Annotated in this window: 20 protein-coding genes; 12 read left to right on the forward strand and 8 right to left on the reverse strand. The window is 55.6% G+C overall.

What is annotated here, in order from left to right; translation table 11 throughout:
* Nucleotides 1-8: 8 nt before the first annotated feature.
* From L1047_RS00550 to cysC, 3 genes are all read right to left on the reverse strand, one after another.
* Nucleotides 9-317 carry an RNA recognition motif domain-containing protein gene (locus tag L1047_RS00550; RefSeq protein ID WP_235276637.1) on the reverse strand — a complete coding sequence of 103 codons (309 nt, stop codon included), beginning with the start codon at nucleotides 315-317 and terminating at the stop codon, nucleotides 9-11.
* Between the two features lie 272 nt (nucleotides 318-589).
* On the reverse strand, nucleotides 590-1,801 hold the full coding sequence (locus L1047_RS00555) for an anion transporter (protein WP_235276638.1): 1,212 nt from the start codon (nucleotides 1,799-1,801) through the stop codon (nucleotides 590-592).
* Between the two features lie 270 nt (nucleotides 1,802-2,071).
* Entirely contained in the window at nucleotides 2,072-2,599 is a 528-nt protein-coding gene (gene cysC / locus L1047_RS00560; protein ID WP_235276640.1) for an adenylyl-sulfate kinase, read from the reverse strand.
* A gap of 184 nt (nucleotides 2,600-2,783) precedes the next feature.
* Here cysC and L1047_RS00565 point away from each other — a divergent pair, with 184 nt between their 5' ends.
* Nucleotides 2,784-3,968 carry an aspartate aminotransferase family protein gene (locus tag L1047_RS00565; protein ID WP_328286052.1) on the forward strand — a complete coding sequence of 395 codons (1,185 nt, stop codon included), beginning with the start codon at nucleotides 2,784-2,786 and terminating at the stop codon, nucleotides 3,966-3,968.
* Here the strand turns inward: L1047_RS00565 and L1047_RS00570 are convergent.
* A complete protein-coding gene (locus tag L1047_RS00570; protein WP_235276644.1) occupies nucleotides 3,965-4,420 on the reverse strand; it encodes a hypothetical protein in 456 nt (151 codons plus the stop codon). The genes L1047_RS00565 and L1047_RS00570 overlap by 4 nt on opposite strands.
* A gap of 301 nt (nucleotides 4,421-4,721) precedes the next feature.
* Here L1047_RS00570 and L1047_RS00575 point away from each other — a divergent pair, with 301 nt between their 5' ends.
* Nucleotides 4,722-6,308 carry an NAD(P)H-quinone oxidoreductase subunit 4 gene (locus L1047_RS00575; RefSeq protein ID WP_235276646.1) on the forward strand — a complete coding sequence of 529 codons (1,587 nt, stop codon included), beginning with the start codon at nucleotides 4,722-4,724 and terminating at the stop codon, nucleotides 6,306-6,308.
* Between the two features lie 160 nt (nucleotides 6,309-6,468).
* Here the strand turns inward: L1047_RS00575 and L1047_RS00580 are convergent, their stop codons facing one another.
* Nucleotides 6,469-6,648: a hypothetical protein gene (locus L1047_RS00580; protein ID WP_235276647.1), complete on the reverse strand. Its 180-nt coding sequence runs from the start codon at nucleotides 6,646-6,648 to the stop codon at nucleotides 6,469-6,471.
* A gap of 336 nt (nucleotides 6,649-6,984) precedes the next feature.
* On the opposite strand from L1047_RS00580, the gene L1047_RS00585 reads away from it, so the two are divergent.
* Nucleotides 6,985-7,614 carry a hypothetical protein gene (locus tag L1047_RS00585; RefSeq protein WP_235276648.1) on the forward strand — a complete coding sequence of 210 codons (630 nt, stop codon included), beginning with the start codon at nucleotides 6,985-6,987 and terminating at the stop codon, nucleotides 7,612-7,614.
* Between the two features lie 105 nt (nucleotides 7,615-7,719).
* The gene (locus tag L1047_RS00590) at nucleotides 7,720-7,914 is read left to right on the forward strand and encodes a hypothetical protein (protein WP_235276649.1); all 195 of its coding nucleotides are present in this window, start codon (nucleotides 7,720-7,722) and stop codon (nucleotides 7,912-7,914) included.
* A gap of 106 nt (nucleotides 7,915-8,020) precedes the next feature.
* Here the strand turns inward: L1047_RS00590 and L1047_RS00595 are convergent, their stop codons facing one another.
* Nucleotides 8,021-8,815: a DUF4344 domain-containing metallopeptidase gene (locus tag L1047_RS00595; RefSeq protein ID WP_235276650.1), complete on the reverse strand. Its 795-nt coding sequence runs from the start codon at nucleotides 8,813-8,815 to the stop codon at nucleotides 8,021-8,023.
* 442 nt (nucleotides 8,816-9,257) lie between these two features.
* On the opposite strand from L1047_RS00595, the gene L1047_RS00600 reads away from it, so the two are divergent.
* From L1047_RS00600 to ileS, 7 genes are all read left to right on the forward strand, one after another.
* Nucleotides 9,258-10,991, forward strand: a complete 1,734-nt coding sequence (locus L1047_RS00600; RefSeq protein WP_235276651.1) for a GAF domain-containing sensor histidine kinase — start codon at nucleotides 9,258-9,260, stop codon at nucleotides 10,989-10,991.
* 179 nt (nucleotides 10,992-11,170) lie between these two features.
* Nucleotides 11,171-12,283, forward strand: coding sequence for a non-hydrolyzing UDP-N-acetylglucosamine 2-epimerase (gene wecB / locus L1047_RS00605; RefSeq protein WP_235276652.1), 1,113 nt, complete (start codon nucleotides 11,171-11,173; stop codon nucleotides 12,281-12,283).
* Nucleotides 12,284-12,386: 103 nt separating this feature from the next.
* Nucleotides 12,387-12,962, forward strand: a complete 576-nt coding sequence (locus tag L1047_RS00610; RefSeq protein WP_235276654.1) for an ureidoglycolate lyase — start codon at nucleotides 12,387-12,389, stop codon at nucleotides 12,960-12,962.
* A gap of 124 nt (nucleotides 12,963-13,086) precedes the next feature.
* Nucleotides 13,087-13,464, forward strand: coding sequence for a dienelactone hydrolase family protein (locus tag L1047_RS16470; RefSeq protein WP_268836065.1), 378 nt, complete (start codon nucleotides 13,087-13,089; stop codon nucleotides 13,462-13,464).
* Nucleotides 13,385-13,765, forward strand: coding sequence for a dienelactone hydrolase family protein (locus L1047_RS16475; RefSeq protein WP_328286013.1), 381 nt, complete (start codon nucleotides 13,385-13,387; stop codon nucleotides 13,763-13,765). Before L1047_RS16470 ends, L1047_RS16475 begins: the two co-directional genes overlap by 80 nt.
* Before the next feature lie 52 nt (nucleotides 13,766-13,817).
* The gene (locus L1047_RS00620) at nucleotides 13,818-15,029 is read left to right on the forward strand and encodes an MFS transporter (protein WP_235276655.1); all 1,212 of its coding nucleotides are present in this window, start codon (nucleotides 13,818-13,820) and stop codon (nucleotides 15,027-15,029) included.
* Nucleotides 15,030-15,529: 500 nt separating this feature from the next.
* Nucleotides 15,530-18,286, forward strand: a complete 2,757-nt coding sequence (gene ileS, locus L1047_RS00625) for an isoleucine--tRNA ligase (protein ID WP_235278820.1) — start codon at nucleotides 15,530-15,532, stop codon at nucleotides 18,284-18,286.
* 4 nt (nucleotides 18,287-18,290) lie between these two features.
* On the opposite strand, the gene cysK is transcribed toward ileS, so the two are convergent.
* Nucleotides 18,291-19,265, reverse strand: coding sequence for a cysteine synthase A (gene cysK, locus L1047_RS00630; RefSeq protein ID WP_235276656.1), 975 nt, complete (start codon nucleotides 19,263-19,265; stop codon nucleotides 18,291-18,293).
* Between the two features lie 258 nt (nucleotides 19,266-19,523).
* Here cysK and dxs point away from each other — a divergent pair, with 258 nt between their 5' ends.
* On the forward strand, nucleotides 19,524-21,467 hold the full coding sequence (gene dxs, locus L1047_RS00635; protein ID WP_235276657.1) for a 1-deoxy-D-xylulose-5-phosphate synthase: 1,944 nt from the start codon (nucleotides 19,524-19,526) through the stop codon (nucleotides 21,465-21,467).
* A 29-nt stretch (nucleotides 21,468-21,496) separates the two neighbouring features.
* Here the strand turns inward: dxs and L1047_RS00640 are convergent, their stop codons facing one another.
* Nucleotides 21,497-22,420: a tetratricopeptide repeat protein gene (locus L1047_RS00640; RefSeq protein ID WP_235276658.1), complete on the reverse strand. Its 924-nt coding sequence runs from the start codon at nucleotides 22,418-22,420 to the stop codon at nucleotides 21,497-21,499.
* Nucleotides 22,421-22,430 lie beyond the last annotated feature (10 nt).

A 22,430-nucleotide genomic window follows, 5' to 3' on the forward strand; every position in this document is an offset into this window, starting at 1 on the left:
AACAAAAATCAATAGCGGCTTTGGAAATTGCGACGACGATCGCCACCGCTACCACCACCAAAGGCAGGACGCTCCTCCCGTGGACGAGCCTTGTTCACCTTCAGATCACGCCCCATCCACTCTGCTCCATCCAGAGCAGCAATGGCAGCTTCTTCTTCAGTGTCCGAGCTCATTTCCACAAAGCCAAAGCCGCGAATGCGGCCCGTTTCACGATCAGCAGGGATTTGCACCCGCTTCACAGAACCATATTCAGCAAAAACAGCGGTCAAATCCGCTTCAGTTACCTTAAAGGAAAGGTTACCGACATAAATCGACATGAACAGATCTCCGAAAGAGAGAGAGTAACAACAACTGAGATGTTCGGAGAGCCGTCTGCCAATACGAAACGTGAAAACCCGTCAAGACCAGAAGAAACGAACACTGCAACCGACAGAAATCTCGAACTACAGCATAACACAGAGACAGAACCTCACCCACCCCCATTTACAAATGGTCAGGATAGGGTCAGGATCAGGGAGTTTCTTGGGTCACGCCCCCTCACTTAGGGCTCCCAACCGGGTTCATTCCCGATGATTTTTATGGAGCTGACTCAGCGCAACCACAGCCAGGTGAAGCCCAAGGTCAGCACCGTCAGGGGCAAGCCAAAGCGCAAATGCTCCCCAAAGGTGAGGATGTAGCCTTTTTTCGCTGCCGCTTCAACCGTGATCAAGTTGGCCACCGCCCCAAATAGGGTGAGATTGCCCGCCAAAGTGGATCCAGCAGCCAGAAGCAACCATGCGGTGGAATCCTGTCGTGGGATCAAAGACTGCAACAACAATACCGCCGGCACATTGGAGATCACGTTCGACAACACCGCCACACTCCCTAACAAACTCACCGGGGATCCCACTAGCCCCTCCGCCAAAGGCCATAGGCTTGTCCCCCATGGGCTCGCTGCCACCAGCTCCCGCGTCGCCCGCGTCAGGATAAACAGCCCAGAAAACATCACCAATAGGTTCCAGTCCACCTGCCCTAAGAATCGTTCCGGTTTCAACCTGCGGGTGATCAATAACAGGGCCGCCGCCACCAAGGCGGATTCCGCCAACGGGATCCCGGCCACAAACGCTACAAATAGCCCCCCCGTAATCACCACACTCTTGCGCAACAGGGGCGGATAGAGCCGCAGCGGTATCCAGGGCACCTCTGCAAAGGGTTTCAACGAGCGCACCTGGGGGTAGTACAGCCAGAGCAACCCCACCTCCAAGAGCAACCCCACTATCGCAATCGGTGTCATGGAGCTGGCAAATTCCAGGTAGCCAATGCCCGAAAAAGAACCGATCAGAATATTCTGGGGGTTACCGCTCAGGGTAGCGACAGAGCCCAGGTTTGTAGCCGCCGCCAGCGCCAACAAGTAAGGGATCGGGTTTAACCCCAGCACCGTCGTCACCTGCAAGGTTAGGGGAGTGAACACCAGCGCCAGGGTGTCATTGAGCAGAAAAGCCGAGAGCAACCCGCTGCCCAACACCAGCATGATCAGCAGGCCAAAGGGGCTACGGCTGGCGCGAATCAGGCCCACCAGAGCCACCTGAAACGCACCCCCATAAGATAGGCTGGCATTCACCACCATCATGCTCAGTAAAAACACGATCGTGGTCGGATCGATCGCCCCCCATGCCTGCGGCAACGACAAAGCCCCCAAGCCGATCAATAGAGCCGATCCCACTAGAGCAATCGTGGCCCGGTTCATGCGCAATCTGGGCAGGGATCCTAGGCCCAGCCCGATATAGCTCAGGCCAAGCACCAGCCACGACAACTCTTCCACCCCTAGCCTCTCATGCACTGATAAAACACAAAACTTAGCTCAAAAAAGAACCAGCGTTGACTAACAGACCCACGGGTCGGCAGACTCCTCAAGTCGATTTACGTGCGGTGCTCAACGCGATTTTCTACCGTGCCGGCAACGGTATCCAATGGCGAGCTACAGCAGCAGATTCAGGTTAATCCCTCGCTCGATAAGTTTTTTGCCTGGCTCAAGGGCCTGCATGAAGTTGGAAAAAGGCTGTATGCCGATTTCCCCCGTGGTAAACAGTCTCTAAAGGTATTCTTTGTCTTGTAAGCATCGCATCACCTGATGGACACCTTCGGAGATGCTGTGTTCGGCAGTTTTGCAGATCACTTCCGGGGAGTCTGGTGGCTCATAAGGATCATCAATGCCGGTAAAGTTCTGGATCAATCCGGCTCGTGCTTTTTGGTAAAGTCCTTTCACATCCCGGCTTTCGCATACCGCCAGCGGTGCATCTACAAACACTTCAATAAAGTTGCCGATGTGTTGACGAACTTCCTGCCGTACCACTCGATAAGGGGAAATGGCCGACACCAGCACAATCACCCCCTGCCGGGTCAAAAGCCCTGCCACAAAGCCTATGCGGCGAATGTTCTCATCCCGATCCGCTTTGCTAAAGCCCAACCCCTTGGTGAGGTGTTGCCGCACTACATCTCCGTCTAATACCTCCACCGGCAGCCCCCAAGCGCGCAATTGTTGGGCCACGCCTTGGCTCAGGGTGGTTTTGCCCGCTCCGCTCAGCCCTGTAAACCAAACCGTTACCCCCCGCCGCGACATCCGTTGGCTCCCTTACCTTTGAGTCTCGTCAGGATATCATCCCGAAAAGCACGGTGATACACTCGAAGGATTGTGCATCCTACCCACCTTTCAGCTCTCCTTAGCTATGTCACCCCTGTCTTCTACCCTTGTTGAGGCCACCACGGGATCCCCGACAACCGCTGCTCTGTTTGCCGACCATGTGATGTCCACCTACGGGCGCTATCCCCTGACGTTGGTGCGCGGGCAGGGATGTCGCGTTTGGGATGAACAGGGGCGTGAGTATCTGGATTTTGTGGCTGGCATCGCCACCTGCACCTTGGGCCATGCTCACCCGGTTTGGATTCAGGCCCTTACAGAACAAGCGCAACGACTGCACCACATTTCCAACCTCTACTACAACCCTCCGCAGGCGCAACTGGCCCAGTGGCTGACCCAACATTCTTGTGCCGACAAGGTGTTTTTTTGCAATTCTGGGGCGGAGGCCAATGAAGGGGCGCTCAAACTGGCTCGCAAGTATGCCCATACGGTGCGCGGGATCTCAGATCCGGTGATTCTCACCGCTCATGCCAGCTTTCATGGCCGCACCCTAGCCACCGTCACCGCCACTGGCCAGCCCAAATACCAAAAAGACTTTGCTCCCCTTGTCCCCGGCTTTGCCTACATTCCCTACAACGACATTGAGGGTACCGAAGCGGTTTTGAACCAATTTGGCGAGCGAGTCTGCGCCGTGTTGCTGGAGCCGTTGCAAGGAGAAGGGGGGGTTTTACCAGGGGATCCCGCCTATTTTCAATGGTTGCGCCAGGTGTGTACCCAACGGGGCATTTTGCTGATTTTGGATGAGGTGCAGGTGGGCATGGGCCGTACCGGTAGGCTCTGGGGCCACTGCCATTTGGGGGTAGAGCCGGATGTGTTTACCTTGGCGAAAGGTTTGGCGGGCGGCATCCCAATTGGGGCTTTGTTGGCGAAGGACTTTTGTGCCGTATTTCAGCCGGGGGATCATGCCAGTACCTTTGGAGGTAACCCCTTGGCCTGTGCGGTGGGCTTGGCGGTCTGTCGCACCTTGATGCTGGAAAGTTTGGTTTGGAATGCTCAGCAAACAGGGGCCTATTTGCGCCAAGGCTTATCTCGACTGGCGGAACGATTCCCCGAGCTGATCCAGCAGGTACGGGGTTGGGGCCTGATCCAGGGGTTGATGGTGCGGATCCCGGCAGCTGACGTGGTGAAGGCAGCGATGGATTCGGGGCTGTTGTTGGTGCCGGCAGGATCTCAGGTGGTGCGATTTGTGCCGCCTCTGATTGTCACTCCGGCGGAGATCGACCAGGCGTTGGCTTTGCTGGGATCCGCCCTAGAAGGGTTGGCTGCTTCCCATTCAGGTGCAGGAACCTAGCTTTGAGAGGGTTGTTCCCAGGCTTGTTGCAAAAACTCCTGCAACAACTGGCGGGCCGGCTGTTCAGAGCCCTGCGGATCCCTGGCCTGTTCCATCAGGGGCAAAATGTCTTCTGCATAGGCTGGCACAAACCCGGCGGCGGGCCAGAGCAGATCGGAGGTCGAGCGTAGATTCCACACCTGGGATCCCTGTTTGAGCGAGAGAGGCCGTACCCAGAGCATGACTGGGGATCCCGATTGAGTGCCGGAGTTTGACTCAAGATTGTGGGGAGAAGCCTGAATTAGCTCCACGTATAGGGTAGCTTGCCGTCCCTGCAAGGTGAGGATGGGGCGGGGCGGCGACGTGGGGTTCACTTCCACTGGAACAGGCAAAGGGCGACCCTCCAAATGGAGAACGGAATCAACATCATCACCGGAACCACATTTGGCAGGCAGAGAGGGCAACAAGGTCATGCAAAAGCTCGGCAACGTTTACGCAGACTGTTTTTCATCCTAACGGAAGAGATTTTCTGTCTTCTTGCACAGGTGGGTTACCAGGGATCCCCTGCAGTGGGATCCGGCCTGTCCAGGCCCGCGATTCAGGAGCTGGCTCCGTTTGGCGGCGACGATCGATAGGGATCTCTCACTGCTTAACATAAGCACATTCTTCTTGAGATCTGCGCTATTGCGCAGCTTTTTCCGTAAATATTGCTTTCCATTTATTTACAGAGCTTCATATAATCAGGATGCTGAGCATAAGTATTTATTCCTGGTCATGAGCAATCCCCTTGAGTTTCCGTGGCTAACGACGCTAGTGCTCTTGCCGCTGCTAGCAGCCTTTGGGATCCCGTTGATCCCCCAGAGTCGTTGGGTTCGTTGGTATGCCCTCGCCGTGGGGGTTCTGGATTTGGGCCTGATGATCTACGCCTTTGGGCGGCACTACGATCTCCAGAATTTCTCTTTGCAGTTGGCGGAGCGCTACGCCTGGGTGCCTCAAATCGGCTTCGACTGGTCGCTGGCGGTGGATGGGCTTTCTTTGCCTTTGGTGCTGCTGTCGGGGTTGATCACCACCCTCTCGGTTGTGGCCGCTTGGAATGTGACCAATAAGCCACGCCTGTTTTTCTTTCTGCTGCTGTTGATGTATAGCGCCCAGGTGGGGGTGTTTCTGGCGCAGGATATGCTCCTTTTCTTCTTGATGTGGGAGATCGAGCTGGTGCCAGTTTATCTGCTCATCTCTATTTGGGGCGGGCCGAAACGGCAATATGCGGCCACTAAGTTCATCCTCTACACGGCGGCTGCCTCTATCTTTATTTTGGTGGGATCCCTGGCGATGGCCTTCTACGGGGAGGGCTTCAGCTTGGATATGGCCGAGCTAAGCACCAAGTCTTATCCGATTGCCTTGGAATTGTTCGTGTATGCCGGTTTGCTCATCGCTTTCGGGGTGAAGCTGCCGATCTTCCCAATGCATACTTGGCTGCCGGATGCCCACAGTGAAGCTTCTGCTCCAATTTCCATGATCCTGGCTGGGGTACTACTCAAGATGGGGGGCTATGGCCTGATTCGTATGAATGTGGGCATGTTGTCGGAAGCGCATGTGTATTTTGCCCCGGTGCTGGCAGTGTTGGGGGTGGTGAACATCATCTATGGGGCGCTGGCCGCCTTTGGGCAAAGTCACCTAAAGCGGCGCTTGGCCTACTCTTCCATCGCGCACATGGGCTTCGTGTTAATCGGCATCTCAGCTTTCACGGAGCTGGGCATCAATGGGGCGCTGTTGCAGATGATCTCCCATGGCTTGATTGCGGCGGCCCTATTTTTCCTGACGGGGATTACCTACGAGCGTACCCACACCCTTTTCCTGGATAAATTGGGGGGCCTGGCCAAGCAGATGCCGAAAGCCTTCGCCCTGTTTACAGCGGGATCCCTGGCCTCTTTGGCCCTGCCCGGGATGAGTGGCTTTGTTGGTGAGCTGACGGTGTTCTTGGGCCTGACCACCAGCGATGCCTACACGCCCGCTTTCAAAGCTGGGATCGCCCTGCTAGCGGCGGTCGGGATCATCCTTACCCCGATTTATTTGCTCTCCATGCTGCGGCAGGTGTTCTACGGGGCTCAAGATCCGGGCTTGGTGGTGGAAAGCTACCTTGGCGATGTGCGCCCACGGGAAATGGCTGTTGCCCTCTGTTTGCTTTTGCCAATCATCGGTATTGGCCTTTACCCACGGCTGGCTACCCAAACCTACGATGTGACGGCAGTGGCGGTGGCTTCACAGGTGCGCAGCGTATTGCCCACCGAAATTGTGCAGCAACCGTTTTTCCCCTTCCCGATTCAACCGGCTCAGGTGGCGGCTCTCCCCTTGGAAGATTAAGAGATTCGATAGGTACAATCCTTTACTTTCTCAGCAGGAGAGCTGTGGTTTGAGTCGCCTTCAGGCTCAGATTTCAGCTCTTCTCCCGTTTTAAGGATTGCTTTAGAGACCGAGATTTTGGGTGAGAGGGATCCCTTCAAGCCCAAGTTTGGCAGGGACTTCAGTGGTGCTCTGAACGCATGGAGCTTTGTTCCATCAGATTCAACTGCACCACCAACCACCACAGGGTCACATCAGAATAGGTAGCTCGCCGCTTGAGCCGAGAAATGGAGTGTACTGGATTTTGACTGTCGATCATCCACTCAGAAGCGATGATTTGACCACGTTGCTGGGCGTTCATTTGCGCTCCCTCCACTCGCCGACTACCTATATTTAGGATGGCGAATGTCTTCAAGAGCGTGTGAAAAAATATATTACGCACTAGCACGCAACGGCGGCTAACTTTCTTAGCAATTGCAGGCTCCAGGCCCCAAAAACCGCTGAATTGCTTTGCAGAAATACTGGATTTTTTCAGAAAGTGAAAGAAAAACTTCGTAAAAGTGGCAAAATATCAGGCAAGTCGATTGGCCCTTGCTTCATAATTCTTAAGCTTAAGCATCTGCCGATGGTCATATCTATCCACTGACCTGCGGGGCGGTTGCTTTTTCATTCTTCCACCTGAGCACCCACTCAAAACATGCGAGCCACCTCCACTCCTCTTTCTTTCCAGCCCCGTTCTGCTCTTGGAGAAGTGGTGGAGGCGAGTACAACAACCTTTGTGGCCCAATGCTTTGAGCCGGAACGGTTGACCTTCCCTGCCATGCCGGCCCTTGGCAGTTGGACACGCTCCCAAGATGAAGAGACCGGCAACCTTGTCTACGGGGTAGTTTGTCATGCGGCCATTACCCCCATTGATACAGTGCACCGCGCCAGAGCCCTGGGGCTGTCTGCCCAAGAGCTACGGGAACAACAACCGCAAATTTTTGCCATGTTGCGTACCGACTTCCGCTCGGCCATCGTCGGGTTTGTTAGCGAAGGGCGCGTCTATCAGTACCTACCGCCGCGGCCTCCCCAAATTCACCAGCCGGTTTACCGCTGTTCTGAGGCAGAGGTGGCGGAGTTTTGCCGCTCTTTCGAGTTTTTGCGCACCCTGCTGCAGGTGAACGGGATCCCTGCCGATGAGTTGGTGGCGGCCGTGATCCGCCAGAGCTACCGGATCTTGAACCGGGATCGGGACTGGCTGTTACGAGCCGGGCGCCACCTGAGTTCGCTATTGCGGGATGATTACGAGCATCTCAGCGCAATTTTACGAAAGATTGAAGCCTAAGCGAAGAAATATTGAGAATGGCCTTGCCACCTAGCGGAGGGTGGTAGTCTGAGGCGGTTTCCTAATGGATTCATCCCTTTTTGTAACGTCATTTCTTGCTTAAAAATGTTTAACAAATTCAACCCCTCCGACAAACCTTCTAAAGGCAACTGGGCTGGCCGCACCTTTTCTGCTGCTGTAGGGGCTTCAGTAGCAGCTGCTGTCTGCATTGCCCATGGTCAGCCGGCTCACGTGTCTTTGTTGGTAGCCAGTTGCGCGACGGTATTTGCCCTCGTCCTAGATGAGATGGGCTGGATTTAGGGAATTAGGCTCCATTGGTTTTACCTCCGATAGCCAATCTGGGTCTGAAGGAAGGGATCCCCATCTGGCTGGGTTGAGGGCTTGGGCTAGGGGATCCCTTTACCCTTCACTTGAAATAAGGATCCAGTAGTACCGTCCAGCTGTTGTACTTTTGCTCGTATTCATAGGGGCACTGGTCGGCGCGTTCTTCCGGCAACCCGTCCTCTCCGACCAAATCGGCAAATTGGTCTGGGTTGCTGCCGTAGATCAGACAGGCCATGCTGTAAAACCGCTGGGCGCTGAGGGCGTGTTCTCCCCAGTAGGTTAGGTTCTCCATTTCCGCCTCTTGAGCAGCATCAAAGGCAAATTGAGCCATACCAACAATAGCAGCCCATTCTCCTTCCAAGCCGTATTCCAGCAAAGACAAGACGGCAAACTCATCCACCACATCCTCTTCCCGCCCGGTGATCGGCAGCTCGTACTGATCCACCAAGGCATGGCCTAGCTCGTGGAAAAAGGTAAACAGGCCGGAGTTGATCACATGGGCTTCCAGGTCTTCCGGGGATGTGTTCTCATCCGCAAAAAGGGCTGCATAGTAGGCGATTAGCTCGTAGCACATCGAGATCTGCACGGCCTCTGGGTCGTAAAAAGCGTTGACCGTGCCACACTCAGTAAAAACCACCTGGATATCTTGAGGGAAGGCAAACTCCTCATTCAAGCCGGCGATCAGCTCATCAAAGGTGCCATTACTTTCCAGGATCAGGCGCACCGCCTCCAGTTCCGCATCTTCGGTTGCTTCGTAGGTGAGAACCAAATCCCCTGCGTCCTCGATCGCTTGCGCCAAACTGATGGATGGGATCCCGACCCAAGCCAGCATACCCGCCAATATCCCGCCAACCGTTCGACTGAGCCAGCTCGACATACCCCCTCCTTGAGTCGGATCTGGGGGTAAAGTATAACATTTAACTCCAGTGTTCCAGCAAGATCTAAGCTCAACAAAGCCCCGGCCTATAGTTAGGATGAATCGGTGGACTAGCTGACCTATACCCGGGCTAGATGCTTAACCAAAGGGCCACTCGGCGAGTCTGCCATGCTCAGGTGTAAAGTACCTATGGCCGTCAACATAATCTTCAACATAAGTTGACGGGACTGCTGAAGCAAAAGGATCTGTGAGCGATGTAAGCCTGTAGACTCCAGATCTCTTCATGCTTCCTTTGTATGTAGAGTAGAGGTGAACTTGTAGGGTAGAGTAGAGGGTTTTCTGGCCTAATGCGGGTATATTAGGGGCAGCTTGAGCCTTCTGTACCTATTGCGTTTTCACTTATTCTTCACGTTGTCACGCGATTCCAAGCCCATTGCTCTGCATGAAGCTCCGCCAAAAAATTCTCTGGCTCATGGGATCCTCCCTCTTTTGCGGAGTTGTAAGCCTGACCGGATTGTTGCTGCATTGGGGATCCCCTTTTCGGGCGGAATCGGTGCGGATCACGGCCCCAGAAGTCAGAACTTACAGTGTAAACCTCTACGAAGAGTGGGTCTGGTTCTATCTGGTGCTATTGGGGATCAGCCTCGGATCTTCGACTTGGCTGCTGATCTTGGTCGATCAACAGGTGCTCAGTCGCTGGCAGCCTTCTCCAAATGAATTGGATAAGCAGGGCCGAACCAGAGGATCCCTGAGCCCGCAACACCTCAACGCCGCCCTAGAACAACAGGTGCAACAGCAAACGGCCCAGCTGCGCCAGGCCCTCAACTACGAAGCCACTCTCAAACATATCACCGACAAAGTTCGCGACAGCCTGGAAGAAGACCAAATATTACAGACAGTAGTACAGGAGTTGGCCACCCGGCTGGAGGTGCTGGGCTGCGATGCCAGCCTCTACGACCTGAAGATGGGGGTGAGTCGGATCGTCTGTGAATCTGAAGCCGATTTGCCCCCCAACTTGAAACCTACCGTGCCGATCGAAGCCCAAAGTGGCCTGTACAGGCGCCTCTTGGCTGGGGATCTGGTTTTACTGTGTCAACTTCCCCCCACCCAAGTCCGGGATCTCAAAGAACCGCTCTTGTGTCTGGCCTGTCCTATCTTCGACCGCTTAAGTAGCCCGAAATCTCTGCAACTCGGTGAGCAAACACAGCCCAATCGCTTCACGGTTTCCGATGGCGCTTCCCCCGAGCTGGCGATTTTTGGGGATCTGTGGCTGTTCAAACCCATCAACAAAGAGTTTAGCGAGCCCGAGATCCGGCTGGTGCAGCAGGTGGCCACTCAATGTGCGATCGGACTGCGGCAAGCACACTTATACAGAGCTTTGCAGAGCCAAGTAGAGCAGTTGCAGTCGTTGCATCAACTCAAGGATGACTTTCTGAATACGATCTCCCACGAGTTGCGCACCCCCATGTCCAATATCAAGATGTCCCTCTACATGATCCGCAAAACCCAGGATGAGGAGCGGCGACAGCGCTATCTGGATATTTTAGAAACCGAATGTAGCCGCGAGATCGATCTGATTAACGATTTGCTAGATCTGCAACGGCTGGAAGCCGGGGTGGATCTACCCCTTTCAGAACCGGTGGATTTGGCTTGTTGGCTGCCGGCTCAATTGCGCTCGTTCGAGGCCCGTATCGCCCATTATCGGCAAACTCTACAGGTGGAATGGGATCCGGCTCTAGAGGCTGCTGAGCCCCAACTTTGGACGGACACCCAACGTCTCTCGCGCATTCTGGGGGAGCTGATCAACAACGCCTGCAAGTACACCGCTCCAGGGGGAGAGATTCGCCTGTCGATGACTTCACAGCTTGTTGAGCCTACGGGTCGTCCAGAGGAAACGTACATTCGCTTTGAGATCTCTAATCCTACTCAGATCCCTGTCAACCAACTGCCACATCTGTTTGACAAGTTTTACCGGGTACCGGGCGGGGATCCCTGGAAACGGGGGGGAACCGGGCTGGGGTTAGCCTTGGTAAAAAAATTGGTGGAACAACTGGGGGGTAAGATCGACGTAACCAGCCAGGCGGGCCTGACCACCTTCTGGTTTGTTCTGCCCCAAAACCGACCGCCCTCTCATCCTGGATCGTTGCCCGTATCTGCTGCTCTACCCCAACCTTGACCTTGCTCATAGGGTCTTGCATATGGTCTGGCTCAGGCAGGATTCCCAGCCCAACTCTGCAATCATTGCTTCTGCGTGTATGACCCAAGTTCGTGTATGACCCAAGTTAAGGAGAGTTTTCCCACTGCCCTACTCCCCGACTCTCTGTTCGCTCAGCCTCTTGCAGGCTGATGGAATCCATGACCGCTCTTCCCCTCGTTTCGGTGATCCTGGGCACTCGCCCGGAAGCGATTAAGCTGGCCCCGGTAATCCGTGCTCTGCAAGCCAGTCCCCACCTGCGCACTGAAGTGATCTTGACTGGGCAACACCGGGAAATGGTGGATCAAGTGATGCAGCTGTTCGGCCTACAGCCGGATCGGGATCTGGCGATTATGCGCCCGCGCCAAAGCCTGACGGATATTACCGAAGCCACCCTACGCGGTTTGGAACCCTATTTCAAGGCCAGTCAGCCGGATCTGATCCTGGTACAGGGGGACACTACCACCGCCTTTGCCGCCACCCTGGCCGCTTTTTACCAACGGATCCCGGTAGGGCATGTGGAAGCGGGCCTGCGCACCGACGATCTCTACAATCCCTTCCCAGAAGAAGCCAATCGCCGCCTGATCTCCCAGTTGGCCAGCCTGCATTTTGCCCCTACCCCCCAGGCTCTAGAAAACTTAAAGCGAAGTGATGTGGTGGGATCCCTCTATTGCACCGGCAACACCGTCATCGATGCCCTACTGCAGGTGGCTGCCCAAGGGATCCCTTGCCCGATCCCTGGCCTGGATTGGCAGCAATACCGTGTCCTGTTGGTCACGTTGCATCGGCGGGAAAATTGGGGGGATCCCTTAGTCGCGATTGGCAAAGCGCTGCTGCAACTTTTGGAGGAATTTCCCGATACTGCTCTGCTACTGCCTTTGCACCGCAACCCGGTGGTTCGGGATCCCTTACAGGCTTTGCTGGGATCCCATGGGCGAGTTTTCCTAACTGAGCCGTTGGAGTATCACCTTTGGGTGGCGGCCATGCAGCGCTGTACCCTTATCCTGAGCGATTCCGGTGGCATTCAAGAAGAAGCCCCAGCCCTGGGTAAGCCGGTGCTGGTATTGCGGCAAACCACCGAACGCCCAGAAGCAATCGCCGCTGGCACCGCCCGCCTTGTCGGTACGGGTACCGCTGGGATCCTCAGTGCCGCCCGGGAATTGCTCTCGGATCCCCAAGCCTATGCCCGCATGGCCCAAGCCCAAAACCCCTTTGGGGATGGTACTGCAGCTCAACAGATTTGCTCCATCATCGAGCAGTGGGTTGCCCCTTGAGGCCCTCAAAACTGGGTCACAAAACGTTACGAGGAAAACGGTTTCTTCTGCATTGCTCCCTTACAGTGAAAAGTTAGTCTCAAAGACCCATAGAGATCCAATCATGAGCACGACCCAAACTGCCCCCGCCGTTGTCCGGGTACCGATTGTGGATGCCACCCCGGACAATGTGCAACCCTTCGGCCAACTGTTAGGGGATGATGTGGCCAAGCCCGGCTTGGGGATCCCGTTTTATCAGGGGCGTGTTCTGGAAGGGCAGAACATCGACTTTGAGTACACCGGCAAAGCTGTCATCCGCACCGCCAAGATCCTGCCCGGTTACCCACCCGTGCTCTGGTTGGAGCGCCACATGCGCATGACACAATTGTTCATCGCGCTGGGCCAGGAGCCGTTCATCATGGTGATGGCTCCCCCCAACCACCCCAGCGAAGCTCCCGATCTGGACAAAGTACAAGCCTTGCGCTTTCCGGCCGGCCATGGGCTGCTCCTGCACCTGGGCACCTGGCACGATTTCCCCATCGCCTGTGAGCGCCCGGTGGTAGTGCTAACGGCCAACTCCGACGAAGTGGTGGAAGCCTTGGCCAGCATGAAAGGGGCCCACGAAATGAATCAAGGGGATGTGTTCAAAATTTCCTTGCCGCAGCGGCTGAAAGCGGAGATCCATCTGGAGCTGGTTTGAGCCCCAGCCTTGGGTCTTGTCCAAACGGGCTTTGTCAAAAATGGAATTCGTCCGGCCCACGCAAGGAGCGATACTGAACTGAGACTGACTTTTTTCTTGCACACTTTAGATGCTTATAACTGGCATGATCTCCTTCTCCCGTCCTGATGGGGCTGCTGTACCTGCCTACCTAGCTGATCACGACAGTGAGACGGAGTCCTTACCCAGCGAATCCCCTTTGGGTGGTGTGGTGGTGTTGCAGGAATGGTGGGGCCTCAATCCACAAATTCGGACGGTGGCGGATCGGCTGGCGGAAGCAGGCTACCGGGCGTTGGTACCGGATCTGTACCGGGGCAAATTGGCTCAGCAATTGATGGGATCCCTCAACCGTGAAGATGTGGTGCCAGGATATTGCTGGGGCCATCCAGTACCTAAAGACTTCTGTGCCGAAGGTGGCCGTGATCGGGTTTTGCCTGGGGGGTGCTCTGACCTTAGCTGCGGCCAGTACCTTGACGGGGTTTGAGGCAGCCGTGTGTTTCTATGGCATTCCGCCCCTAGATCAGGTGGAGCCCAGCCAGATTTCCATCTCATTGCAAGCTCACTTCGCCACTCAAGACGACTGGTGTAATCCCACTCTCGTCGGGCAGTTGGAAGAACGGCTACGGCAGGGGCAGGTTCCCTTCACCCTCTATCGGTATGAGGCCCAGCACGCCTTTATGAATGCCACTCGCCCAGAAGTGTACGATGCAGCAGCCGCAACCCTAGCCTGGGATCGCCTGCTCACCTTCTTGAATGCCCAACTCTCCAGCCCACAGCCTGTTTAGCCAACCTTCACCCCCTCAAACGATATCCATGTCCCCTTCCGAGAGCGGATCCTTGACCGAAACGAATCTGCCTTTGCAGAACTGCAAAACATCGGTGCTCAAACTTGCCGGCTGTCAGGCTTTGGCGATGACGGGCAATTCCGTCCTGTTTACAGTAGCAGCTTTGATCGGGGCTGACCTGTTAACCGACAAAAGCTGGGCCACCCTCCCTCTGGCGCTGCTGCACTTGGCCACCCTGTTCACCACGATCCCAGCTTCACTGTGGATGGCTCGTATGGGGCGTAAGGTGGGCTTTGCCACTGGCATTGGGATTGGCATGCTCGGGGCTGGATTGGGAGCCTATGCCATTTTCGCAGGCAGCTTTGTCGGGTTTTGTCTGGCCATGATGCTGCTGGGCTGTTTCAATGGCTTTGTCGGCTACTACCGCTTTGCGGCTGCGGAGCTGGCTAGCGAGTCCTTTCGCAGTATGGCCATCTCACTGGTGGTGGCGGGAGGCGTAGTGGCGGCGATATTGGGACCTCAACTGGCCACTTGGACGAAGGATTGGTTTGTGGAAGCTACCTTCGCCGGTTGCCTGGTGACGATCATCCTACTGCAGGCCATTTCCCTGCCGTTGCTGGCCAGTGTGCCCTTACCCCCTTGGCAAAAAACCGAACAGGTGGAGCAGGGCCGTCCGTTATTGACCATCATGAGGCAGCCGGTGTTCATTGTGGCGGTGTTGGGCAGTATGCTCGGCTATGGGGTAATGGTGTTGATCATGACCTCAACCCCCTTGGCCATGGTGGAGCATGCTTTTCCGTTTCAGCAGGCCGCCTTTGTCATCCAGTGGCATGTGTTGGGCATGTTTGCCCCCTCTTTCATTACGGGGGCACTGATCGCTCGGTTTGGCCTGCTGAATATCATTCTCACGGGTGGGATCCTGAACCTGATCTGCATCACGATCAATCTCTTGGGCATCAGTCTAATGCACTATTGGAGCGCCCTATTGCTGTTGGGTATTGGCTGGAACTTTTTGTTTGTGGGCTCCACAACGCTGCTCACGGAAGCCTATACGCCGGCAGAACGGGCCAAAACCCAGGCAGCCCATGACTTTTTCATGTTTGGCGCTGTAGCGGCCTCAACGATATTGTCGGGTGACTTGTTGAACCGTTGGGGGTGGCAGGCGGTGAATTGGGCTGGCCTACCCATGGTGGTGTCGGCGTTTGCGGCGGCTCTCTGGCTCCAGAAACAACGGGGACGGAATGCGTGGGCGAAAAGCCTGTAGGGAGAGGTCTTCCTTCCGCAAAAAGCTTACCTGAGGTCTGTGAGCCTGGCTATGCAAGCATTAAAACTATCCGCTCTCCCCCACGCCAAACGGAATCACTGGCAGTAGAGAAGAGCGGTCTAGCGGGCCTTCAACTGGAACCTGACTGCCGGGAGGAACCCCAAGCGAGCGAGAACGTGAAGACTCTTCAGCAGGCTGAAGGATCTGAGTTCAGATCGTCAGAGAACAGCCCCGGCGCACAGCCGGCTGACTCCAACTTGATGACCCTTACAACTACTACTATCTGGCATGGGCAGGAACCTCCCTTACTAGACGACACACTGAGGCTAGCATAAATCCCTACGGAGAGGGCATTTTGCTGAGACAGCGTAGGATAGAGTGATGTCCCTGATGTGGCTTGCCGAGCATAGTCGCTTCTTAGGGAAAGAACCTTTACTTAACTTGCTTAAATCGCCGTGGATTACAAAAGCACCCTCAACCTGCCCCAAACTCAGTTTTCCATGCGGGCAGAGGCCGCCAAGAAAGAACCCGCCATCCAAGCGTTTTGGCAGGAGCAGCAAATTTACCAGCGCTTATCCGAGAACAACGGCGGGGATCCCTTTGTGCTGCACGATGGGCCGCCCTACGCCAATGGCGACATTCATATGGGCACCACCCTGAACAAGATTCTCAAGGATATTGTCAACAAGTACCAGATCCTGAGAGGGCGCAAGGTACGTTACGTGCCCGGCTGGGATTGCCATGGCCTGCCGATTGAACTGAAGGTGCTGCAAAGCCTGCCCGCCCAAGAACGGGAAAGCCTCACCCCTTTGCAACTGCGGCAAAAGGCCAAAGCCTATGCCCTAGGCTACATTGATACCCAGCGCGCCAGCTTCAAACGCCTGGGGGTGTGGGGAGACTGGGATCATCCCTACATGACCTTGAAGCCGGAATATGAAGCCGCCCAGATCGAGGTATTTGGGCAAATGGCTCTGAAGGGATATATCTACCGCGGCCTCAAGCCCGTCCATTGGAGCCCCAGTTCCCAGACGGCCTTGGCCGAAGCAGAGCTGGAATATCCCGACAACCACAGTTCCCCCAGCATCTATGTGGCCTTTCCCCTCACAAGCCTCAGCCCAGCCGCCCAAGGGGTATTGGATCCCTATTTGCCGGGTTTGCGGGTGGCCATTTGGACCACTACCCCCTGGACGATCCCAGCCAATTTGGCCCTCTGCTTCAACCCCAAACTCACCTATGCCGTGGTGGGATCCGCAAAATTTGGAGATCTACTGATTGCTGCCGATTTGCGGGAACGACTGGAAAAAGTCTTAGAAACCTCACTAGAGGTAAAAGCGACTCTCCCGGGATCCGCCCTAGAACACTCGCAAGGGCAGCACCCCCTCTACGACCGCAGCAGTCTTTGTGTTTTGGGAGAATACGTCACCACCGAATCAGGAACCGGCATTGTCCATACCGCCCCAGGCCACGGAGAAGATGACTTCAAAACCGGGCAGAAATATAGCCTGCCCATCCTTAGTCCTGTGGATGATCAGGGGAAATTTACGGCTGAGGCCGGAGCCGATTTTGTTGGGCTGGATGTACTCTCCAAAAAGCCCGAAACCAGTGGCAACGCGGCAGTGATTAAGGCTTTACAGGCAGCTGGCGCCCTCCTCAAAGAAGAACCCTACAACCACAAATATCCCTACGATTGGCGCACCAAAGAGCCGACGATTTTCCGGGCCACCGAGCAGTGGTTTGCCTCCGTTGCTGGATTCCGGGATCTAGCCCTGAAGGCGATCAAAGAAGTGAAATGGATCCCGGCCATCGGCGAAAATCGCATTACCCCGATGGTTGCAGAGCGTTCCGATTGGTGTATTTCCCGGCAACGGGCTTGGGGGGTACCAATCCCGGTGTTTTACGACGAAGAAACCGGGGATCCCTTACTCACAGCCGAAACGCTTGACCACATCAAAACCATCTTTGCCCAAGAGGGATCCGATGCCTGGTGGACTTACTCGGTAGAAGCATTGCTGCCGGAAAAGTACCGCCACAATGGCCGTATCTACCGCAAAGGTATGGACACCATGGATGTCTGGTTTGACTCCGGTTCTTCTTGGGCGGCGGTAGCCAAAGCGCAGGGACTGGGTTATCCCGTGGATATGTACTTGGAAGGATCCGATCAACACCGGGGTTGGTTTCAATCCAGCTTGCTTACGTCCGTGGCGGTGAATGGCCACGCCCCTTATAAGTCGGTGTTAACCCACGGGTTTGTGCTGGATGAAAAAGGCCAGAAAATGAGCAAATCCTTAGGCAATGTTATCGACCCGATGCTGCTGATTAACGGCGGAAAAAATTTGCAAACGGATCCCGCCTATGGAGCTGACGTACTGCGACTTTGGGTTTCTAGTGTAGACTATTCTGGCGATGTGCCGCTGGGTAAAACCATCCTTGGCCAGATGGCGGATGTGTATCGCAAGATCCGCAATACAGCCCGCTTTTTGCTGAGTAACCTCTACGACTTTGATCCTGCCCAAGATGCCGTTCCATTTGCTGATCTATCGGACTTGGATCGCTACATTCTCCATCGCATGAAAGAGGTGGGATCCGAAATGACTGAGTCTTTCGAAAGCTACCAATTCTATCACTTTTTCCAGGCCATTCAGAACTTTTGTGTGGTGGATCTCTCCAACTTTTATCTGGATATCAGCAAAGATCGCCTCTACATTAGCCACGCCCACAGTCGGCGGCGACGGCAATGTCAAACGGTGTTGGCCCTGTTGCTAGAAAACATTGCCAAAGCGATTGCCCCGGTGCTCTCCCATATGGCGGAGGAAATTTGGATGCACCTTCCTTATACCAAAACCACCCCATCGGTGTTTGAAGCAGGCTGGATGAGCTTGCCCGAGACTTGGTCGGATCCGCAGTTGTCTGCCACTTGGGAGCAGTTGCGCTCTGTGCGACAGGAGGTCAACAAAGCCCTCGAGCAAGCCCGCACCGAGAAGGTGATCGGGGCTTCCACCGAAGCCAAAGTGACCCTAAGGGTAGGGGATCCCGCTCTTTATCCGATCCTGGACGACCATGCTTCGGAGTTGCGTTACCTTTTGATTGCCTCACAGGTAGAATTGGCCAAATCGACTGAGGGATTGGAGATTTCCGTTCAGCCTGCCGAGGGCAGAAAATGTGTGCGCTGCTGGAACCATTCCATTCGTGTGGGAGAAGCTGCCGAGCATCCAGAATTGTGTGAGCGCTGTGTGGCGGCTTTAGCAGGAACCTTTTGAGTTTTTAGCTCATCAATTCCGGGATCCCGTTCTCCGACTCCCGCTCCAAATCTCGAAATAGAGGAGTGCTTAGATACCGTTCTCCAAAGCTCGGCTGGATCATCACGATCATCTTGTCAGCATTTTCTGGTCGTCGCCCCACCCGAATTGCCCCGGCCAAAGCCGCTCCCGTAGAAATGCCAGAGAGGATCCCTTCTTCTTTGGCCAGACGACGGCTATAGGCCATGCTCTCTTCGTCTTCTACAGGGATCACCTCATCCAGCAGATCCCGCCGCAACACATCCGGCACAAACCCGGCCCCGATCCCTTCAATGCGGTGGAAGCCCGGTCTTTTCCCACTTAGCACAGCGCTGGCTTGGGGTTCAATGGCCACCAGTTGAATTGCTGGATTTTGCCCCTTCAGGAACTCCCCTGCCCCGGTAATGGTGCCACCCGTGCCCACCCCGGCCACCAGGATGTCGATATGGCCCTCTGTATCCTCCCAAATTTCCGGACCGGTGGTTTTGGCATGAATTTGGGGGTTAGCCGGGTTGGTAAATTGGCCCAGCATAAAAGCGTTGGGGGTACGCCGCACGATCTCTTCTGCTTTCCAGATGGCTTCTCCCATGCCGCCTGTGCCGCTAGCCAGGTGCACCTCCGCTCCGTAGGCCTTCAACAGCAAGCGCCGCTCCAGGCTCATGCTCTCGGGCATGGTGATGATCAGCCGATAGCCTTTGGCCGCTGCGGCCATGGCTAGGCCAATGCCGGTATTGCCGGAGGTGGGCTCCACCAGGATGGTTTTGCCCGGGGTAATCAAGCCCGCCTGTTCGGCTGCCTCGATCATGCTGACGGCGATGCGATCTTTTACCGAAGCAGCAGGGTTAAAACTTTCCAGTTTCACCAGGATCCGCGCCCGACATCCTTCCGCCTGCGGGATCCGGTTCAACTGCACAAGCGGGGTGCGACCGATGAGCTGGGTAATGTTGGCGGCGATTTTCATGGGTGGAGAAAAGGAGAAAACCGGAACTCAGGAGCCATTCAGGACCTTGTCCGATGCTAACCCTCCCCAAGGGATCCCTGATGCGATTCTCTCAAGATCTCCCTTGCAGAGGGTTCCGCAGTCCTTGGGTTCATTTTGGTTCAAGTGGATTCAGGTTAAGCAGATCCCTACGTTCGGTGAAGTTTTCGCCGTGTCGGCAACAAAAGCGTTCCGAAAAATGATTTAGATTGAGATCACACCGGAATAGATGAGCCCATTATGCAACTGAGTGATCTCACTCATCCCAACCAGCTTCAAACTCTCAACCTGAGCCAGTTGCGCAGTCTAGCCCGCCAGATTCGAGACAAACATCTACAAACTGCCGCCAATTCTGCCGTTGGGTGCCACCTGGGGCCAGGGCTGGGGGTGGTGGAGCTCACTTTGGCCCTTTACAAAACTCTGGACTTGGATCGAGACAAGGTGATCTGGGATGTGGGGCACCAAGCCTATGCCCACAAAATGCTCACCGGCAGGTATGCCAACTTTGAGACCCTGCGACAGAAAGGGGGTATTGCTGGATACCTGAAGCGGAGTGAGAGTCGCTTTGACCACTTCGGGGCGGGGCATGCTTCCACCAGTATTTCGGCAGCTTTGGGTATGGCGATCGCCCGGGATCGGCGGGGGGACAACTTCAAAGTCGTGGCCATCATTGGTGATGGAGCTTTGACTGGGGGCATGGCTTACGAGGCGATTAACCACGCCGGCCATTTGCCCAAGACCAACCTGATGGTCATTCTCAATGACAATGGCATGTCCATCTCCCCCAATGTGGGGGCGATCCCTCGCTATTTGAACCGGCTGCGCCTCAGCCCGCCGGTGCAGTTTTTGGCCGATAGCCTAGAAGAACAATTGAAGAATTTGCCCCTGCTGGGATCCAGCCTCAGCCCGGAAATTGACCGCATGAAAGAAACCATGAAATTGGTCACGGCGGTGCAAAACAACAAAACCGGCATTATCTTCGAGGAACTGGGCTTTACCTATGTGGGGCCGGTGGATGGTCATAACTTGACAGAATTGTTGGATGCTTTCGAGTTGGCTCACGGGATCCCTGGCCCAGTGCTGGTGCATGTGGCAACTGTGAAGGGCAAAGGTTACGCCCCTGCCGAAGCGGAGCAGGTGGGGTATCACGCCCAATCCCGCTTTGATCTGGCCACCGGCAAGCCCTATCCTTCCACCAAACCCAAGCCCCCTGGCTACAGCAAAGTATTTGGCCATGCCCTTTGTAAATTGGCCGAGCAGGATCCGCGCATTATCGGCATCACGGCAGCCATGGATACGGGTACTGGCCTGACCAAGCTGAAGGAAAAATTGCCCGATCAGTTTGTGGATGTGGGGATTGCCGAGCAACATGCGGTGACTTTGGCCGCAGGGATGGCCTGTGAGGGGTTGCGCCCGGTGGTGGCCATCTACTCAACCTTCCTGCAACGGGCCTACGACCAGATCATCCACGATGTCTGCATCCAAAAGCTACCGGTCTTTTTCTGTTTGGATCGGGCCGGCATTGTTGGGGCGGATGGGCCGACCCACCAGGGGATGTACGATATCGCTTACCTGCGTTGCATTCCCAGCATGGTGGTAATGGCTCCCAAAGATGAGGCCGAGTTGCAACGGATGTTGGTAACAGGGGTGAACTACACCGCTGGGCCGATTGCCATGCGCTACCCGCGCGGATCCGGGGTGGGGGTGCCCCTAGCGGAAGAAGGGTGGGAACCTCTGCCGATTGGTAAAGCAGAGGTGCTGCGCAGTGGTGGGGAGGTATTGATCCTGGCCTATGGGTCGATGGTGCATCCTAGCTTGCAGGCTGCCGAGATTTTGAAGGAACACGGCATTTCAGCCACTGTCGTCAATGCCCGCTTTGCCAAGCCCTTGGATACAGAATTGATCTTGCCCTTGGCGGAACAGAGCCGTTTGGTGGTCACGGTTGAAGAAGGCTGCCTCATGGGTGGGTTTGGATCGGCAGTGGCAGAAACCCTGATGGATGCTGACCTAACGGTGCCTCTGCTGCGCTTGGGGGTGCCGGATCAGTGGGTAGAGCACGCCACCCCCGAGGAAGCCTTGGCTGAGTTGGGTCTGAACAGTGTCGGCATTGCCGAACGGATCCGGGCGAAGTTTCAGGCGCGTATCCTAACCGGATCCGTGGGTGAAGTTCCTGTTGGGGGTTGATATGTGGGTTGATGAATCTACTCTGAAATCTACTCTGAAAGGCCCATTTGCTGGTTGAACTGATCGACAGCAGCCTGTTGCAAGGCTTCTGCTACAGGGCGGGTACGCAGGAGGATCTGCACGTCGCGCAGGAGGTTTTCCCCCCAGAGGTTTTCCCGCAGCACCTGCAGGCGGGCATACTCGGGATCCAAACGCATCGCTTTTGCGCCCAGCTCTTCCGCCCGTTCGGTTTCTCCCTGGATGTAGAGGGCGGTGGCTAGGGCGAGGTAGGGCTCGGCCATAGAGTCGATCATCTCCAGGGTGCGTTCCCAGCGGTCGATGGCGGCATCCAGATCTCCCTGCTCGTAGTCCACCAAGCCAATGTTGTTCATGGCCGGCCAGTAGGCGGGATCCAGTTGCAGGGTTTCTTCGTATTCCTGGCGGGCACGGTCACCGTTGTCCAACAGCAAATAGGCATTGCCCAATTGGAAGCGGGCGTTGGGGTTATCCGGCTGCAGGGCGACAGCCCGTTCTAGGGCTTCAACAGCGGCAAAGTAGCTGCCCTGCCGCAGATAGGAAGACCCCAGCGAGTAGAGAACAGCGGCATCCTCTGGGGCCAGAGCACGAGCTTTTTGCAGAGCTTGGTTGGCCTGAGCATAATCCCCTAGCTCCAGATGTACATTCCCCAGAACGTAGTGCAGCTCCGAGGAATTGGGCACCATCTCAACCGCCAGTTGTAGGCGGCGGAGCGCTTCTTCTGCTTGGCCAAACTGCGCCAAACGCAAGGAGTCGGTGGCCAGTTGTAACCCTTGCGCCTGCATCAAGCCCCCATTGGGGATGGGCACATGCATCAACACTTGGGCAGAAGCCAGGGATCCCCATCCCCCCATCCCCAACACGACCGCAAGGCTTACGGGCAAGGCTCGCAGACCACGGATGGGCTGAATACAGTTCAGGAACAAGGGGTGCGACATATTGCTCAAC

Origin of the sequence: Synechococcus sp. Nb3U1 (genome assembly GCF_021533835.1) — a bacterium.
Lineage (GTDB): Bacteria > Cyanobacteriota > Cyanobacteriia > Thermostichales > Thermostichaceae > Thermostichus.

Coding starts and splice junctions, on each gene's coding strand:
- L1047_RS00580 (WP_235276647.1), bottom strand. CDS start 6,648: ATGAACGCCCAGCAACGTGGTCAAATCATCGCTTCTGAGTGGATGATC.
- L1047_RS00550 (WP_235276637.1), bottom strand. CDS start 317: ATGTCGATTTATGTCGGTAACCTTTCCTTTAAGGTAACTGAAGCGGAT.
- L1047_RS00575 (WP_235276646.1), top strand. CDS start 4,722: ATGAGCAATCCCCTTGAGTTTCCGTGGCTAACGACGCTAGTGCTCTTG.
- L1047_RS00640 (WP_235276658.1), bottom strand. CDS start 22,420: ATGTCGCACCCCTTGTTCCTGAACTGTATTCAGCCCATCCGTGGTCTG.
- L1047_RS00570 (WP_235276644.1), bottom strand. CDS start 4,420: ATGACCTTGTTGCCCTCTCTGCCTGCCAAATGTGGTTCCGGTGATGAT.
- cysK (WP_235276656.1), bottom strand. CDS start 19,265: ATGAAAATCGCCGCCAACATTACCCAGCTCATCGGTCGCACCCCGCTT.
- L1047_RS00565 (WP_328286052.1), top strand. CDS start 2,784: ATGTCCACCTACGGGCGCTATCCCCTGACGTTGGTGCGCGGGCAGGGA.
- L1047_RS00595 (WP_235276650.1), bottom strand. CDS start 8,815: ATGTCGAGCTGGCTCAGTCGAACGGTTGGCGGGATATTGGCGGGTATG.
- L1047_RS00610 (WP_235276654.1), top strand. CDS start 12,387: ATGAGCACGACCCAAACTGCCCCCGCCGTTGTCCGGGTACCGATTGTG.
- L1047_RS16470 (WP_268836065.1), top strand. CDS start 13,087: ATGATCTCCTTCTCCCGTCCTGATGGGGCTGCTGTACCTGCCTACCTA.
- wecB (WP_235276652.1), top strand. CDS start 11,171: ATGACCGCTCTTCCCCTCGTTTCGGTGATCCTGGGCACTCGCCCGGAA.
- ileS (WP_235278820.1), top strand. CDS start 15,530: ATGCGGGCAGAGGCCGCCAAGAAAGAACCCGCCATCCAAGCGTTTTGG.
- cysC (WP_235276640.1), bottom strand. CDS start 2,599: ATGTCGCGGCGGGGGGTAACGGTTTGGTTTACAGGGCTGAGCGGAGCG.
- L1047_RS00585 (WP_235276648.1), top strand. CDS start 6,985: ATGCGAGCCACCTCCACTCCTCTTTCTTTCCAGCCCCGTTCTGCTCTT.
- dxs (WP_235276657.1), top strand. CDS start 19,524: ATGCAACTGAGTGATCTCACTCATCCCAACCAGCTTCAAACTCTCAAC.
- L1047_RS00600 (WP_235276651.1), top strand. CDS start 9,258: ATGAAGCTCCGCCAAAAAATTCTCTGGCTCATGGGATCCTCCCTCTTT.
- L1047_RS00590 (WP_235276649.1), top strand. CDS start 7,720: ATGTTTAACAAATTCAACCCCTCCGACAAACCTTCTAAAGGCAACTGG.